General features: G+C 39.5%; 16 protein-coding genes and 1 pseudogene. 6 read left to right on the forward strand and 11 right to left on the reverse strand.

Translation table 11 applies throughout. The annotated features are described in order from the left end of the window. The first annotated feature begins 258 nt into the window (after positions 1 to 258). Positions 259 to 1,071 (forward strand): 4-(cytidine 5'-diphospho)-2-C-methyl-D-erythritol kinase, encoded by an 813-nt coding sequence (gene ispE, locus P8O16_RS16160; RefSeq protein WP_300316473.1) that lies wholly within the window; start codon positions 259 to 261, stop codon positions 1,069 to 1,071. A 115-nt stretch (positions 1,072 to 1,186) separates the two neighbouring features. Here the strand turns inward: ispE and P8O16_RS16165 are convergent, their stop codons facing one another. Genes P8O16_RS16165 through tgt form a run of 3 tightly spaced genes read right to left on the reverse strand, consistent with a single transcriptional unit; the run spans position 1,187 to position 4,301 of the window. Then, a complete protein-coding gene (locus tag P8O16_RS16165) occupies positions 1,187 to 2,095 on the reverse strand; it encodes a DMT family transporter (protein WP_300316474.1) in 909 nt (302 codons plus the stop codon). Continuing rightward, the gene (locus tag P8O16_RS16170) at positions 2,096 to 3,169 is read right to left on the reverse strand and encodes an LptF/LptG family permease (RefSeq protein WP_300316475.1); all 1,074 of its coding nucleotides are present in this window, start codon (positions 3,167 to 3,169) and stop codon (positions 2,096 to 2,098) included. It abuts the gene before it with no gap. 1 nt (position 3,170) lies between these two features. Then, positions 3,171 to 4,301 (reverse strand): tRNA guanosine(34) transglycosylase Tgt, encoded by a 1,131-nt coding sequence (tgt, locus tag P8O16_RS16175; protein WP_300316476.1) that lies wholly within the window; start codon positions 4,299 to 4,301, stop codon positions 3,171 to 3,173. Positions 4,302 to 4,420: 119 nt separating this feature from the next. On the opposite strand from tgt, the gene P8O16_RS16180 reads away from it, so the two are divergent. The 3 genes from P8O16_RS16180 to rsmG are packed head-to-tail and all read left to right on the forward strand — an operon-like array spanning position 4,421 to position 6,806. Next, positions 4,421 to 5,560 (forward strand): glycosyltransferase, encoded by a 1,140-nt coding sequence (locus tag P8O16_RS16180; protein WP_300316477.1) that lies wholly within the window; start codon positions 4,421 to 4,423, stop codon positions 5,558 to 5,560. Beyond that, complete coding sequence (locus P8O16_RS16185; RefSeq protein ID WP_300316478.1) at positions 5,551 to 6,162, forward strand: sigma-70 family RNA polymerase sigma factor; 612 nt, start codon at positions 5,551 to 5,553, stop codon at positions 6,160 to 6,162. Before P8O16_RS16180 ends, P8O16_RS16185 begins: the two co-directional genes overlap by 10 nt. Beyond that, positions 6,162 to 6,806 carry a 16S rRNA (guanine(527)-N(7))-methyltransferase RsmG gene (rsmG, locus tag P8O16_RS16190; RefSeq protein ID WP_300316479.1) on the forward strand — a complete coding sequence of 215 codons (645 nt, stop codon included), beginning with the start codon at positions 6,162 to 6,164 and terminating at the stop codon, positions 6,804 to 6,806. Before P8O16_RS16185 ends, rsmG begins: the two co-directional genes overlap by 1 nt. 34 nt (positions 6,807 to 6,840) lie before the next feature. Here rsmG and P8O16_RS16195 read toward each other — a convergent pair whose 3' ends face one another. From P8O16_RS16195 to P8O16_RS16210, 4 genes are read right to left on the reverse strand one after another with little or no spacing between them, the layout of a single operon-like run. Continuing rightward, complete coding sequence (locus P8O16_RS16195; protein WP_300316480.1) at positions 6,841 to 8,469, reverse strand: hypothetical protein; 1,629 nt, start codon at positions 8,467 to 8,469, stop codon at positions 6,841 to 6,843. A gap of 2 nt (positions 8,470 to 8,471) precedes the next feature. Further along, positions 8,472 to 9,626: a DUF4249 domain-containing protein gene (locus P8O16_RS16200; protein ID WP_300316481.1), complete on the reverse strand. Its 1,155-nt coding sequence runs from the start codon at positions 9,624 to 9,626 to the stop codon at positions 8,472 to 8,474. Beyond that, entirely contained in the window at positions 9,626 to 12,367 is a 2,742-nt protein-coding gene (locus P8O16_RS16205; RefSeq protein ID WP_300316482.1) for a TonB-dependent receptor, read from the reverse strand. Before P8O16_RS16205 ends, P8O16_RS16200 begins: the two co-directional genes overlap by 1 nt. After that, entirely contained in the window at positions 12,364 to 13,149 is a 786-nt protein-coding gene (locus P8O16_RS16210; protein ID WP_300316483.1) for a hypothetical protein, read from the reverse strand. The genes P8O16_RS16205 and P8O16_RS16210 overlap by 4 nt, the downstream gene beginning before the upstream one ends. Positions 13,150 to 13,202: 53 nt before the next feature. Here P8O16_RS16210 and P8O16_RS16215 point away from each other — a divergent pair, with 53 nt between their 5' ends. Both P8O16_RS16215 and tnpA read left to right on the forward strand, forming a co-directional pair. After that, positions 13,203 to 14,114, forward strand: coding sequence for a sugar phosphate isomerase/epimerase (locus P8O16_RS16215; RefSeq protein ID WP_300316484.1), 912 nt, complete (start codon positions 13,203 to 13,205; stop codon positions 14,112 to 14,114). A gap of 17 nt (positions 14,115 to 14,131) precedes the next feature. Further along, positions 14,132 to 14,563, forward strand: a complete 432-nt coding sequence (gene tnpA, locus P8O16_RS16220) for an IS200/IS605 family transposase (protein WP_300316485.1) — start codon at positions 14,132 to 14,134, stop codon at positions 14,561 to 14,563. A gap of 277 nt (positions 14,564 to 14,840) precedes the next feature. On the opposite strand, the gene P8O16_RS16225 is transcribed toward tnpA, so the two are convergent. From P8O16_RS16225 to P8O16_RS16240, 4 genes and pseudogenes are all read right to left on the reverse strand, one after another. Continuing rightward, on the reverse strand, positions 14,841 to 15,350 hold the full coding sequence (locus P8O16_RS16225) for a hypothetical protein (protein ID WP_300316486.1): 510 nt from the start codon (positions 15,348 to 15,350) through the stop codon (positions 14,841 to 14,843). A gap of 33 nt (positions 15,351 to 15,383) precedes the next feature. Continuing rightward, a complete protein-coding gene (locus tag P8O16_RS16230; RefSeq protein ID WP_300316487.1) occupies positions 15,384 to 15,749 on the reverse strand; it encodes a hypothetical protein in 366 nt (121 codons plus the stop codon). Continuing rightward, positions 15,749 to 16,771 (reverse strand): hypothetical protein, encoded by a 1,023-nt coding sequence (locus P8O16_RS16235; protein WP_300316488.1) that lies wholly within the window; start codon positions 16,769 to 16,771, stop codon positions 15,749 to 15,751. The genes P8O16_RS16230 and P8O16_RS16235 overlap by 1 nt, the downstream gene beginning before the upstream one ends. Positions 16,772 to 16,813: 42 nt before the next feature. Next, positions 16,814 to 16,910: pseudogene (locus tag P8O16_RS16240) on the reverse strand (IS1595 family transposase); the annotation flags it as partial.

A 16,910-nucleotide genomic window follows, 5' to 3' on the forward strand; every position in this document is an offset into this window, starting at 1 on the left:
TTACCTGGACGAGTTTTGTTACAAGCTCAACAGAAGATACTTCGGTCAAAAACTCTTTGACAGACTCATCATTGCTTCGATTTAATCATACTGGCAAGATTGCGGATATACATAAAAAAAATTTCCTTTTTTCTAACAAAAAATTCAATAGTCCACATTTACTTCAATAGAAAATGAATTTGTTAGCATTTTATCAAAATGAAAAACTTCTAATATTCAGTTGATAAAACTTCTATTTTTGTTTCAAAGCAAAAAACAATGATTTCTTTCCCAAACGCCAAGGTCAATCTTGGCCTCCATATCACTTCCAAACGAAAAGATGGGTATCACGAGATCGAAACCTGCATGGTTCCGATTCCGCTCTTGGATGCGCTGGAAATGATCATGGATCCAAAGAAAACCAGTTTCACCTCCACAGGAATTTCTATTCCGGGAGATGAAAAAGACAATCTGATTCTGAAAGCTTATCAGCTTTTGAAAAAAGACTTTCCAAATCTCCCACACCTGAATATACACTTACATAAAAATATCCCGATTGGAGCTGGTTTGGGGGGAGGTTCGGCAGATGCAGCTTTTGCGCTAAAGCTGATGAATAACCTTTTTGACTTGCTGTTGGATGATTTCTTTCTGGAGGAATACGCCGCTCAACTTGGAAGTGACTGTGCTTTTTTCATTGAAAACACTCCTAAAATCGCAACCGGGAGAGGAGAGGTTTTAGAACCAATCGATTTAGATATGAAGGGAACTCACTTGGTGTTGATTAATCCAGGAATTCATATCAGTACCAAAGAAGCCTACTCAGGAGTGACTCCTACTCCCTCTATAACGAATCTCAGGGAAGTCCTTGCAGACCGGAATCGCTGGAAGGATGAATTGATCAATGACTTTGAAGCGAGTATTTTTCCGAATCATCCGGAAATAGCCAAAATCAAAAAAAGACTTTATGAAGCCGGAGCATTTTATGCCGCGATGTCAGGTTCGGGATCGAGTGTATTTGGATTGTTCACTAAGAGTCCAGAAAGGCTAGAGTGGCCTAAAGACCATTTTGTATTTGAGCATGAGATGAGCTAAAATCGTCAAAGCGAGTTGAATACTAAGTCTCTTTCGTAGTTGCTCCTATTTCTTCCTAAATACTGAAATCAGGATGATCTATAAATTATCGTTATCAAATAAACTTTGAGATGTTTTACCCCAAAGACCTCACTGGCTTTCGTCTTTTATTCCAATAATTCAATACCGGGTAAGTGAGCACTGAAACCAGAATAATCGCTGTTCCAAGGTAAAATTGAGGAGTCATTTTTTCACTTTCTCCAAAAATCAATACTGCTAAAACAATCCCATAAACAGGTTCAAGATTGATGGTGAGGTTTATGGTAAATACTGAAACTCGCTTCATCAATTCCACAGAAACTGAGAAAGCATAAACTGTACAAACTCCGCCAAGAATAAATAACCAAAACCAATCATAGCCTTCCCATGCTAATTTCAAACCTTCCGTTGAAATGAAATTTGAATAAATCGGCATAAACAAAAGCGAAAAAAGACAAGCTCCTGCCATCTCGTAAAAAGTAATCTGATAAGGACTATGCTTATGGGCCAAACGACTATTCAGTACCGAAAACACTGCAGCCAGCAAGGCTGAAGCTAAGGCCATACTTAGCCCGAACCAATAACCCGATTCAAAACTAAAAATTACCAATAGTCCAGAAATGACCATTAGACCCAGTGCTACTTCATACCATTTGATTTTGGTTCGGTTGAAGATTGGCTCTACAAAAGCTGTCCAAAGCGAAGTCGTAGCCATGCCAGCCAGACATACCGAGGCCGTAGATACTCTTGCAGACCAAAAGAAAAGGATCCAATGTAATCCGATGACAAAGCCGACCAATACAACCTTGATCATCTGATCAAATGGCAACAAAAGCCTTTCCTTTTTAAACAGAAATATTAATGCTACTCCTGATGAAGCAATCAGTGTACGGTAAAAAACCAACTCGATAGAAGCCAAAGAGATCAGCAAACCCAAAATCGCAGTAACTCCCCATATCAATACTATGAAATGAAGCATCAGGTAATCTTTGATTGATGCCTTCATCTAGCGAGGTACAGTTTTATAGAGAAACAATCCAGTAAGTGCGAATATGATATTCGGCAGCCAAACTGCCAAAATTGGATATTCTGCTCCATTTTCCGCAAAAGTTCTGGAAAGAATGAAAAGAATGATGTACACAAATGCCAACAAGAACCCCATTGCAATTTGAAAACCAGATCCTCCACGCGTCTTTCTGGCAGACATAATCACCCCAATAAACGTCAGGATAATTGCGGCAAATGGTGACATAAAACGGACGTAGCGTTCTATTTTATAGAAACTCACATTATCTGCTCCCCGCTCCTCCAAGATTCGAATCTGACGGCTGAGTTGCGGAAGCTTCAGCGTTTCATGATGATTTTTTGGCAAATCAAAGTCTTCAGGACGAATCGAAAGTGTAGTGTCCAGATTTTCCCCTACGGTATAGTCCTCGCCATCTTCTCTCAACTCACGAAGTCTCCAGTTTCGTAAGGTCCAAACATTCTTGGCAGTATCCCACTCGATACGATCTGAGGAAAGTTTGTTTAGTAATTCCCCATCGCGAATCGTTTCCAGTGTGAAGCTGTACCCTTGATTTGAGGTTTTGAAAAATCTACTGAGATAAGCATAAGAATCCTGTCCTACCTTGATATGAATATTGGATTCACTCGAAGCATTACCCTTGTCTAGATAGGTCATCTGAAATCTGCTCACTCCCGCAGTAGCTACTGGCAATACCCAACCATTCAAAAGAAAGCTTATCGCCCCAATCATAGAGGCAGCAAAAAGAAAAGGTCTAAGCATCCGCATAAAACTGACTCCACTACTCAAAATGGCAATGATTTCTGTTCGGCCGGCCATCTTTGAAGTGATAAAAATGACAGATATAAAAACCGTAATCGGAGTAAGAAGATTATTGAGGTAGAGTCCGTAATTCCCCATATACTTTAAAATCTCTCTTGAGGGGACATCATTACGGATATAAGTATCGTTCTTTTCGGTGAAATCCAAAACCAATACAATCAGGACAAGCATCACTACTACAAAAAAGTAGGTCTTGAGAAAATCCTTGATGATCAGTTTGTCGAGAAGCTTCATATTACAATCTAGTGCTCACTTTTTTCACCATTTGATCTTTCCATACGCTAAAATCACCAGCAAGGATATGCTCCCTAGCCTGTCCGACCAACCAAAGGTAAAAGGTCAAATTATGAATACTAGCGATTTGGGCAGCTAAAATCTCCTTACTAATAGTCAGGTGCCGAAGATAGGCTTTCGAATAAAATGTACTGGCGTATCCTCCAATGGCTGGATCAATTCCTGTAAAATCATCTTTCCACTTTTCATTTCGGATATTGATAATTCCTTCTGAGGTGAAAAGCATTCCATTACGGGCATTTCGGGTAGGCATCACACAATCAAACATATCTACTCCTAAAGCTATGCATTCCAAAATATTGGCAGGAGTCCCTACTCCCATCAAATAACGCGGCTTTTCAGTAGGTAAAATATTCGTAACCAATTCAGTCATTTCGTACATCATCTCAGCAGGCTCTCCCACGGAAAGTCCCCCGATCGCATTCCCCTCCCGATCACAGGAAGCGATAAACTCAGCAGATTGAATTCTCAAGTCTTTGTAAACCGATCCTTGGACAATTGGGAAGAGGGTCTGACTGTAGCCATATTTTCCTTCAGTTTCATCAAAACGATGAATGCATCGCTTAAGCCAGCGATGTGTCATCTCCATTGAGTTTCGAGCATAGCTGTATTCACAAGGGAAAGGCGTACACTCATCAAATGCCATAATAATATCTGCCCCAATCGTTCGCTGGATATCCATGACATTTTCGGGAGTGAAATGGTGTTTTGATCCATCAATATGAGACTTAAACATCACTCCTTCCTCCTTGATTTTTCGCGTGCCTGCCAAAGAAAAGACTTGATACCCGCCACTGTCAGTAAGAATTGGTTTTTGCCAGCCGTTGAATTTGTGTAAGCCCCCAGCCTTTTCCAAGATATCTAAACCCGGTCTGAGATAAAGATGATAGGTGTTTCCTAAAATTATTTGGGCTTTGATATCCTCTTCTAATTCACGCTGATGCACTGCTTTTACAGAACCAGCTGTACCGACAGGCATGAAAATAGGAGTCTGAATCTCTCCATGATCCGTAATGACTACTCCAGCACGAGCATTCGACCCTTTATCTTTTTTTGTAAGCGTAAACTTCATAGCTATGAATTGAATTTTGGACAGAATTTTCACAATTGTCCTCAAAGGGTACAAAAATATACGCTTATTCTTAAATGACTTGCTGAATTTGATTTTATATTTGCCCAGCAAACTGACCTATGGGCCTATTTTTACTTTGGTTATTATTCGGTATTGGAATATCTATTCAGGTGGTTTACCTGTTATTTATTTTTGGGAAAACAGCATTTTCCTCAACAAAAACCAACTCTTCTGTCTCAGATAAAAATCTCGAGGGCGTAACTGTTCTTATTGCTGCGCACAATGAGTTTCAGAACCTGAAAGTACTGATCCCCAAACTTTTTGAGCAAGATTATGAGGCCTTTGATGTAATGATCGTAAATGACAGGTCAACAGATCGTACCAAGCGATTGCTTGAAGAAATGATGGCAATCTATCCAAAGCTAAGATCCGTCACTATTAAATATACCCCAAACCATGTCACTTCAAAAAAATATGCGCTGACTCTGGGGATCAACGTTGCCAAAAATGATGTCATTCTTTTGACAGATGCGGACTGTATACCAGATTCTAATCAATGGATTCGTAAGATGACTGCTCCTGTAAGGGAAGATCAAAAAACTTTTGCAATTGGGTTTTCAGGATATGCCCAAAAATCAGGCTTTTTGAATAACTGGATCCAATTTGAGACAATACTTACGGCACTTTTTTACATATCCTTTGGCTTGTGGAAAAAGCCATTCATGGCTGTAGGAAGGAATCTTTGCTATCGTAAAAGCTTTTTTATGGAAGTAAAAGCTTTCAAAGGACTTTGGCATATTCAGGGAGGAGACGACGATTTATTTGTCAATCAATATGCAAATGGAAAAAACGCTGCTATTGTACTAGACCCCGCTGCAAACACAACTTCATTTCCAAAAGAGAATCGCAAAGATTACCTGATTCAAAAGAAAAGACACCTCCATGCGGGGAAGTATTATGCAAGTGAAGACAAACAAAAAATTGGATTTTTCTCTTTTTCACATGCTTTATTCTGGATTGGAGGAATTGGTTTGCTTATTTATTTCGGTTTAGCCCAAAGTTGGGAACATTTTTTGGTCGTTTTCGGTATTATCCTTCTAAGGTCTATACTTGTCACCATCATTTTCGATAAAGCGAGTAAAAAGATCCAAGGTTCGAATACCTCCAAAACTATCTGGCTACTGGATTTCTTGTATTTGGGTTACTTTTGGATATTAGGGACAATATCCCATCAGTCAAAAGACATTCAATGGAAATAAATAAACGTGATTTTTCTACCAAAGCTCTTGAAGATTTTGATCTGATAGATCAAGCTGTGCAAAACAAAGATCAGCAAGCATTTGCATCACTCATGAGGCGATACAAAAAAGCTGTTTATTATATGATCCTCAAAATGATCAGGGATGCTGACGATGCAGAAGATTTGACCATGGAAGCTTTCGCTAAAGCTTTTAAAAATCTTCATCGCTTCAAAAAAGATTATACCTTCTCAACATGGCTTTTTCGAATTGCTACCAACAATACCATCGATTTCATTCGAAAGAAGAAACTCAAAACCATGAGTCTCAACGGGACCCTTTCTGACGATAGTGGGAATTCGGTCACGATTGATATAGAAGACGATGATAATAATCCTCAGGATGAATACATCCGAACTCAGCGTATTGAAATGGTACGAATCTTTGTAGATAAGCTGCCTGCCAAATACAGAAAACTGGTTCAGTTACGATACTTTGATGAACTCTCCTATGAGGAAATCGCGCAAGAACTTGAAAAACCTTTAGGAACTGTAAAAGCACAATTACACCGATCTAGGGAGCTTCTCTATGAAATTGCTGCAGGCAAAGAAAAACATATTTAATGCAAACAGGCACTGATTTAATCTCTACCTATTTTCCTGGCTTAAGTGAAACACAGCTAGCACAGTTTGCTGGCTTAGAGGAGCTCTATGCTGATTGGAATTCAAAAATAAATGTGATCAGCCGAAAGGATATGGAGCAGTTCTATGTGCACCATGTGCTCCATTCTTTGGGAATCGCCAAAGTAATGGAATTCCAGCCTGGTACTAGAGTTCTTGATATTGGTACCGGAGGAGGATTTCCAGGGATTCCCTTAGCTATCTTATTTCCTGATACGCAATTCCATTTGGTGGACTCCATTGGCAAAAAAATCACCGTGGTGAAAGATGTCGTGAAGCAGCTAAAGCTGGCAAATGTTGAAGCGCAGCAAGCCAGAGCGGAGGATTTGGTAAGAAAGTATGATTTCGTGATCAGCCGAGCAGTCACACGAATGGCTAATTTTTATCCTTGGGTGAAAAACAAGATCCGCAAAGAGGATTTTAACGAATTCCAAAATGGAATTCTCTACCTAAAAGGCGGGGATGTAGATGAGGAAATGGATGAACTGGACAAGTCTTATGTGGTCTATCATCTGGAAGATTATTTCAAGGAAGAATTTTTTGAGACCAAAAAGGTGGTTTATCTACCCTGGGAGGATAAGCGATAATCGCTTGAAATCAAGAATCTGATGTCCAAGTGACCTAATTCACTTCAAAATATTTGAAGGTTGTCTGCTCTTTTCCATTGGAATCAAGATAATTTAATCTAATCCTGAATTTACCTTTTGTGGCGGGAGCTTTCAAGATCACTTTATTCGAGGTCAAATTTGAATTGGCTGTTTCTGACCAAAACAAAACGGTACGCCAATCCATAATTCTTGAATCAGAATCTACAGCAGCGAATAGGTTTTCACTTTCCAAAACTTTTGGAAGGATTCCCTGATAATCCATGTACATGCCATTCGTTGGAATAGGAAAACCTCCAAAGTCATTATTGTAGGAACTGAAGCTAATCACTCCGGGAAACACCTCCTCATTCAGGTAGAAATTCCGAGTCAGCACTTCCAATTTCTGTAAACCTTTCGGGTTAAAAGCAGCCAACAAATCAGAATCAAAGACTGGCATAGCATCAACCAACATCAACGGGTTATCGTCAAAAATCGCCCCTCTCACCTTATCCAAAACCCGATATTCCTTTCTTTTTTGGACAGTTTTCACACCCACTTCAGGGACGTATTCTTTAATAACCACTTCCACCGATTCAAAACGAGTATAATCATCGAGATTATAAGTCTGATCTTCTACAAATCCTGTTACTACCGGAAATGGACTGCTATCAAATTCCTGCACAAAATACCCTTCAACTTGTCCACCTCTCAACAACTCTTGCAAATAGGCTTGATCAGCCGGTGAAATTGTTAAGAATGGAAAAGTGAAACCAGTCTTAAACTTAGTTTTAGGGGCAGGAGAAACAATAGATAGATCTAACAAACTTTTATTGTTGTTTGCCTGTGCTACCATAAATCGCCAGTTTTTCATCCCTCCGGCATCAAAAAACAGGGAGCCATCCTCATCCGGTCGATCAGTGAATAACGCCGATTTAGCACCGTGTACAGAGAGGTAATAAAGTTGTTCCGTATCTGGATCCTCTTGGTCTAACTTTGCCTCCACGATATGTCCAAATAGCTCAGGTACTAGCGTCCGGGATTCAACCCCTTGGTAGATCTCTGAAGACGCAATAATGCTTTGATTTTCTAAGAAAGGATTAATAACAGAAACTGCCAGCTCCAAATCTCTGACTTCCTGATTCAGCGTAATTTCAATTGGTTCCCCAGCTTTGACTTGATTAGTGGAGATTGAAATCAGGTTATCTTTTGGCTCAGCACTTTTAATTGGTGTGCGACTGGCAACCACTTCAGGAGGAACTTCACTATTGAAAATAGTAACATATTGCTGAACAAGACCTGCCTCTAAATCTAAATAAGGACTTATACGAGTAAAAACACGCAACAAATAATGATCTGAAGGCAGATTAGTCGGAATCCTCAGGAAATTAAAGGCTGCTCCATCTGTCAATGGCATTTTCGCAATAGCTACGGACTCATTGTAGCGGTTTACTAGTTCTGCATAAATAATCTGAGAAGGCGCCGGGATATCTTCAGCAAAAGCCTCTGCTTTAATCCAGATTCGTTCCCCACCGAAGTAAATATTTTTGGGAATAGAAAAACTGATTTGCTCAGGATCTAACTTTGGAGCCTGCCCAAACCCAGTCTGTGCAATTAGGCTAATAACAAGTCCTAGAAATAATGCTGATTTTTTCACCTGATTCATAATTAATCTACCCAAAAGTCAGGTTTAACATTGCTCCCACGTTGAGTACAATCCACACATATCAAAGATGAATACCTATAACCAATCGGATTAAAGGCATTCTCTGGATATATCGGCAGTGCAGGAATATTGACCCCTGAACGGAATCTCGAATCATAATCTCGAATCAATACTGTATCCGCTGATAGAAGACAATTCTCATATTCGGGTACTTCTGCTCTCCAAGGTGCCACATCCCGAATGTCTATAAATAATCTTCGCTGCTGAACTTTCCCTAATCCTACTTGACCTATAACAGGAACATTAGGATTTTGATCCTGGGTCATATTTCCTGTGACAATTGAAGGCAAAGGACTGAAAATCGACCCCAGATCATCGGTATTCTTCTTCAAGATCTCCCAAAACTCTGAAGCATCTTTGGTAAGTGCCTTTTGCGAAATCAAGATACTATAGCGAAGGGTAAGCCGCTCATCACCCTGATTAATCTGATTGATAGTCTGTCGAAAAACAAACTGATCTTCAAATCTGGAAGAGGTCTCCAAAATCAGATCTGAGTTTCTTTTGCTCAAATAGCATAAATCTATTCGCTCATCAGGGGTACGAAGCACCACATCCTGTACCTCTGGATCATATTTCACCTGAGAAGTAATTGCTGGGCGGAATTGCCAAGTCTCATCAAAAGTCCACAGAAAATCGTCTGCCTCTGAATTTCCCTTTGTAGTCAAAAAGATCTCCACTCCAGCCTCATTTTTCTCAAAACCCACATCAATAATATCAGGGGTAATTAATGGAGTCAACTGAGTGGAAGAATAGCTAGTCCCGTCGGGAAGAAAAATCCGAAGTACGTAGGTATCACTTTCCGGAATATCATGCTTGAATTCATAACTGCCATTTCCCAACTCTACCAATCCAAATCGCTCCCCTCCCGAACTCTCTAAATACACATTTGCCCCAAATACTTTAGAATTTGAGCTGAATTCATCCTGGATATTTCTGGTATATGATAGATCTAAGACACTTGGCAAACCTTCTGAGTCCAGGTATCCCTCTACCACGAGGACGTTCAAATCCGTGGCCTCAATTTCCGGTTCAAATGGCTCTCTACATCCTATCAGGATAGAAAAGCAAAACAAAACTACTAGCTGAATTCGTCTCATTAGAACCTGAAATTATATGTGATGAAAGGAATTGGTCTTGCAAAAATGGACAATTGATACCCACGCAACTGACCTTCCACTGGCGTGTAATAAACAGAATATGGATTGCTCCTTCCTAGCACATTGTAAACTCCTGCTGACCAAGAGGCATGAGCAAGCTTGTTGACTTTGTGATTTCCTTCCAGATTGATAGAGATATCAATTCGGAAATAATCCGGAATCCGGTAGGCATTTCGATCGGAAAAGTAAACTCGCTCTGATCCTGCATATTCAAACTTTGAAATCGGAAGTGTCACAGGTCTTCCGGTACTGTAATTTCCGTTTATTGAAGTATTCAATCTCTTGCTCAATTCATAATTGGCAACCAAAACCACATGGTGTGGCTGATCAAAATTACTTGAGTAGAAATCTCCGTTGTTGATCTTTTCAATGCTTGGCTCATCGGAGGTTTGCATTAGCGACCTGGAGTATGTATAGGCCAAAGAGCCTTTAAGAGCACCTGTATTCTTTTTAAGGAGAAATTCTATTCCATAGGCTTTACCTATCGAGTTGAGCACATCCTGCTCAATATTTTCATTCAAAATAATCGTAGCTCCAGATCGGTAGTCAAGCAGATTGTTCATATACCGATAGTATACCTCTGTAGAAAACTCAAGTCTGTTTCCGGCCATATTTCGGTAATACCCTAAAGAAGCCTGTCCTCCTGTTTGTGGTTTGATATAGCTATCACTTAGTTTCCAAGAATCGGTCGGGGCAATTGCCGAGGTGTTGGAAAGTAAGTGAAGATTCTGACGCATGGTGTTGAATCCAAGCTTTACAGAAGATTGATTGTTCAGATTATATCTTCCCGAAACTCTAAACTCCGGTCCGTGGTAGGTTTTGACATTTTCCCCCTTACCAAAACTCTCTTCACCTATCACATTGCTTTCGGTGATTGGCGCATTTGGAACATATTGATTCACAGTCAAAGGACCATATAATTGGTAGAACATATATCTACCTCCATAACTTACCGACAAGCGCTCATTTACAAAAAACTCATCACCGATATAGATCGAAATCTCACGGGCTTGCTCATCTTCAAGATCTTCTTCGATGACTATGGACTCCGACCCAAAAGGACTATTTGATCCCGGATTTAACTGATACTGTATGGCATGCAAACCAAACTTTAATATGTGTCGCTCATTTTTGCGGTATTCAAAATCTGCCCGGGCATGAATCTGTCCCACATCAAATTTGAAATCAAAGGAATTTAAAGGATTGTCCTGCCCAATAATCCCAAATTCATAGCTATCGTATCCGGCGGTGAATTTTCCTTCGAGTTGGTCATTGAAAAAGTGTCTCCAAGTAAGCGCTAGGTTTACATTTTGATAGGAATAAGTAGTATCAGGATCAAAGCTAAACTCGTCACTGCTCAGGTAACTGGTAAATTCCAGACTGTTTTTATCATTAATCTGATGCTTGATATTCGCGTTCACATCATAGAATGAGGCTTGAGAGCCATTCAGCGCCGCCTCGTCATCCAAAAGATTCAGCGCCCAATTGGAATAGGTCGTACGCCCACCCACAATAAAAGTAGTTTTATCACTGATCGGACCTTCCACACTTAGTCTCCCAGTCATGATTCCTATCCCTCCACTAACTCCAATCTTATCCGATTGTCCAAATTTTGGAGCTACCTGAAGTACTGAAGAAAGTCTCCCTCCATAGTTCACCGGAACGGAACCTTTATAAAGTTCTACCCCCGAGACCATGTCAGGATTAAAAGCTGAGAAAAACCCAAATACGTGAGCTGGATTGAAAACCGTGGATTGATTATATAAAATCAAATTTTGATCCGCTGCGCCACCTCTTACATTAAATCCAACACTGGCTTCACCGACTGTATTTACACCCGGCATAGTCAATACCCCTCGTAGCACATCCACTTCTCCTAATACAGCCGGAAGTCTTTTCACTTCAGCCATACTGAGCGACTGCACACCCATTTCCAGTTTATTGATATTCGAAAGTGCACCAGAACTTACGACAAATTCATCCAATGAAAGGACGCTTTCCTCGATCCGCATATCCAATACCCCATCTCCCAAAAGATCGATCTGCCGCTGCTCCTGGAATCCACCTATATTTTGGACAGTAATAGCGTGACGCCCCTTAGGAAGGGTAAGCTTATACCTACCCGATGCATCTGTGACAATTTGGGTGTAATTCACTTTTTCCAGAACTACTGCCCCATTTATGGGCTGGCCTGTTTCAATACTAGTGACCACGCCGCTAAGTGTTGCTGTTTTCGAATTTGGATTATCTGATGCTCTACCGATCACAAATCGCTTATTTTTTGCAAAAGCCTCAAGCGAATCCGAACTGGAACTCACTCCTTCTGAGCGCTCTTGAATTTCGAAGTAATCGGAAGGGAAATCTAAAGTCAACTTTCTGCCTTTCGTGATCCAGACCTGATTGCTTTTATCAATCACGTAGGTGATTCCTTTTCCTTCAAAAATCTGATCCAAAGCGGGTCTCAAGTCTGAGTTCGTTAACTGAATATTTACAGTTAATTCTTCTACGTCAGATTCTTTATAAAAAAACCGATAGGCTGTTTCCCCTTCGACACGATCTACAAATCGATCGAAACTAAGACCGGCATACATACCTGAAAGTTTGTTTGGAGAAGTAGTCTGTGAAAATCCAACTTGGAGAACACTAATCACCAGGATAAAAAAGAGTATAATTTTTTTCATTTGACGAAACCTTCAAATTCCTGATCAGAATCTACTCTCAATTGAACTAATCTCGCGAGATATTCTTCCATATTTCTTTTAAAATCGAGTGAATTTCCCTTGAATGACTGCTTCACCTCTTTCTTATCCAAGCCAAGTAATTTGATTGCTTGTGACTTTCGACTTACTGATTCAAATTGCTCCTTATTCCAAAAAAAGAAATCACTGTAAGCAACATACTCCTTGGTAAACTGTCCTAGTTCCTTTACGGGCTTAAGGACTTTGTAGTGCTTTATCAACAACTTTATCTCTCCATCAAAAGCAACTTCGTAAAACCCGTTCTCATGATGGGTATAGGAATCATTCCCTTTAAAATTTCTGAAAACCGAGCCATCATTTAGCTTAAACTCATCAACCTTCTCAGACTTGATTAGAATTTTTTGATTGTAAATCGGATGAAAAGTAATCACCCAGTCCGCCTGACTATCGTAAAGTAGCGGAACCTCACTGTAGCTAACTTCATTGATTTTTAACACCCCGGGTTCAAATACCCGAATATTGTAAAATGGAAACCCGTCAAAATTCTTTGGTGCATCAGCATATAGGCCTCCGGAAATCAACTCTTGAAAAAAAGGTAACTGATCCTGATAAAGCGCCAAATAGCTTTTTGGCTCCTGAACTACCTGCCCACTTGCCGACCATCCTAAAAAAAGAAAGGCACTGAGAAAAAAGGTTATTTTTAGCATATAAATCTCTTGCACGATAGTACTGAAGAAATGATTCAAATCTTGAAAGATATTCATGAAAGGCTAAAGTAGATTTTAAATGGATAAGACCACCCATACTTTAAAGACAAATGATCAATAGAAGAACCCTGCTCAAATCGCTTGCACTCGGAACCGCAGCCCTTCCACTTGGATCTGCTTTCGCAGCAACAACCCCAAAAGCTGAAACCCAATTTCTGTTTTCCCTAAATACCAGCACCATTCGTGGACAAAAGCTAAGCCTACCCGAAATTATTGAGCTCGCTGCCCGCGCCGGTTACGATGGCTTTGAGCCTTGGATGATGGAGATTCAGGGATATCTGGAAACAGGAAAATCCTTGGCTTCGCTGAAAAAACTAGCTTCGGATGCCGGCCTTAGATTCTTTGATTGCATTGGATTTCCGACTTGGATGGCTCAGGATGCTGCCAAAAGCGAGACAGGTTTTGTACAAATGGAGAAAGAAATGGGAATTCTGGCGGAACTAGGATGTCCTAGAGTAGCTGCTCCGGCCATAGGCACGGAAGCTCCGCTAGATCTGATGCAGGCAGGTGAAAAGTATAAGCGACTGCTCGAACTCGGAAGAAAGACAGGGGTAATGCCACAATTGGAGTTTTGGGGAGCTTATCCTTCTTTCTATCATTTGGGACAGGCGATGGCCGTAGCTGCTGCTGCGGATGACAAAGACGCAAAAATCCTAGCCGATATCTATCATCTTTTCCGTGGTGGATCTGGCTTCGAAGGCATGCGCATGCTGGATGGTCATGCCATCGATATTTTTCATATGAATGATTTCCCGGCAGATATCCCAAGGCTAGAGCAGCAGGATAAGGATCGGGTATTCCCGGGAGATGGGGCCGCGCCGATCAAGGAACTCTCCGAGGTATTGAAATCCAAAGGAGGTGAGATTATCCTATCGCTGGAGCTCTTCAACCCGACTTACTATGCCATGGATGCCGAATATGTAATTACGACAGGATTGAATAAGATGAAGCGGTTTTTTTAATTAGAAAATGAAATCCAATGCCACATTCATTTAATAAGATCTGGATCCATGCCATCTGGGCTACTAAAGACCGGCTTCCTTTAATCTCACAGGCTAAGGAAAAGCAAGTTTTCCAGTTGATCTCTGATCAGCTTTGTGAATTAGGTTGCCGGGTGAGGATCGTCAATGGCATGCCCGATCATGTTCATATATTATTTTTACAGAATCCTCAAAAATCCATTACCGAGATTATCAAACAAATCAAAGGAGGTAGTTCCCACCATATCAATCAAAACAATCTAACCAAGGAGAAATTTGCTTGGCAAACAGGCTATGCAGCCTTCTCGGTTTCCGAATCAGTCGTTGAAAAGGTTTTCCAATACATCAAAAACCAAAAGGAGCATCATCAACAGAAAACCTTTCAGGAGGAATATGAGGAGTTTTTAAAATTGAATGGATTGACCTTTTGAAATGGCTAAAGCCATTGTCCCCAACCATCTACCATCCATTTCCCCGGGTTGAAACCCGGGGCTATAACTATGCTACATTTTCCATCTCGGATCTCCCTACATAGCCCACGGTTTTAACCGTGGGTATATAAATGGCTATGGCTAGAGAAACCATTTCAATGGTTTTAATTCCTCATCCATCTGAATTTATTGCGTTTGACACGAACCGCGGCGAAAGCGATTAAAAAAGTTTGTCAAATTGCGTTTCGTGGAGACACGAACCGCGGAAAAGACAATTTTATAACCTTTCAATATTATAATAAGAAGCCTTTTCAAGAGTCAAAATTCGATCCTGCAAATCTCGATTTAGCATATGGAATTTTATCTCAAGAACCTTGTACTTCTCCATTTGCATAACAAAAATTCTAGAAATGAATACCATCCCAAAAATGACCGAATAACACAACATTCTATCTTTATTATACTTAGTGTCAAATTTCGAATCATTAATCTGCATTATTGAAATAGCTTCACTATGAGCATGATTACTCATTATAAAATAGGCGTCTTTTATTCCAAAAACATTTCCAAATCCCATTTCATCCAATAAGGTGATCCAAGGTTTAAAAATTCGAGTATCTCCCCTCTTAATTAGGTCTTTTTGCTGTTTGAAAGTTAATTCTTTAAAAGAAGCACTCTTTTCAATATTTGACCTAATTATCTCAATTTGCTTTTTCTCGTTGAAATGGATTTCTTTTGCAGAGTTAGAAACAAGTTTTATTTTCTGTCTACCAATTAAGCTAGACAATACCCAAACATCATGTTTAAAGGAAACTTCATCTTAATTTTTTGAAGAAATAAAAATATGGTTATATATCACCAAGCTTTCAATTACAGCTCTCAATAGTACATAAATTGAAGATATATCTCGAAATTTCCCTTTAATTGAAGTGCCATTTAATTCAATTTCAGTTCCACGATATAATCCCTTTAATGCTATTAAATGAAGAATAAGTTTGTTGACCAAAGTTTCAGAGTCTTTCCACCTTGAATTGAATTTTATTTTTGCATCTGCCCCCGTTTGTTGTACAGAAATAAAAGAATCTAACATTTCTTCGTACCAATCCAGAAGATCTTGGTAACTCCTGCTTCTTAATTCAAAAATTAGACGAGCGCTCCTCTCAAGAAAATCTTTATCCCCTTCCATTATCCAAAATATCCAAACTCCTCCACCAATAATCTATAAAGCTCAGCTTTGACCATTTTAGTCAAGGATGAAATTTCCTGAAAAAGCACTCCTAAATCACCATTGTTATGAATCATTGCGTATTTCTTAATCTGAATCAAACCTGAATTTTTGGTCAAAAAGTCCGGATAATCGAAATATTTGAAATAAGGTTCATCATGCAAACCCACATTTTCCAAAATATCCCCTTTGCAATAGTTGTAATTCCAAACCTGATAGAGCTCTTTAATCTTTTCGACCAGCTTATAAGCTAATTCAGGTTTCAAAACTATTTGATTATCTAAGGTTGTATTCCAAAAGGATTCAGGATTATTGGTTGAAAGTGGATTATCTACAAAAACTTCCGGGGCACCTGCCACAGGATTGTTCGCCTCAAACTTGGTGACCACACAGCGATTCTCTGATAATACAAAAGCAAAACATAAGGAATGCCAATAATCAGCCAATTCAGGTTTAATTTCTGGGGCCCAAATATCAAATTGATTGGCCCAAAGTGGGTAATTATCCAAACATTTGGTAATTGCAAACCATGAAAAAACATTTTTTGCTGAATTTAGGTCATAGGCACAATAGCTTCTTGTATCAGTAGCACCATTAAAACACTTCGTTTTATTTTTATCTTTAAAAGCAGTGTCCAATCTAAACCAAACAGATCCTAATCCATCTTCATGAAATCTAGACAAATTACCTCTAGGCTTGATTCTACAAGGTGTGGCATTATCCAAAAAGCCAATGAAGCTCGAATTAGAATCTCCATAGGTTTTTGAATTTTTCCTTCTTTCATCTTTAGAAGGGATACCACCATAAATCTCTTTACTGACTTTTTCAGACTTTAAAGGATCTCTTATAAAATCATAAAACTCTAATTTATATTTTTCTCTTATTATTATTTTAGAATTAGAAAAGTCAAGAATTTTACTCTGAGAAAGAATCTCACTAGAATATTCATCTGAAAGACTAAATTCATTCCAATTGAAATTCAAATTTTCTCTTTTTAAAAAAGTTATAGAGGTGTCCGCTTAACATCATATCATATTTGAGATATACATTTTATCTGCTTTTACCATTCTGATGATTAGATTATTGAAGATGGTGTCTTTGTTCTGGGAGCGATTAATTCGG

The organism is Algoriphagus sp., from assembly GCF_029254265.1.
Taxonomy (GTDB): Bacteria; Bacteroidota; Bacteroidia; order Cytophagales; family Cyclobacteriaceae; genus Algoriphagus.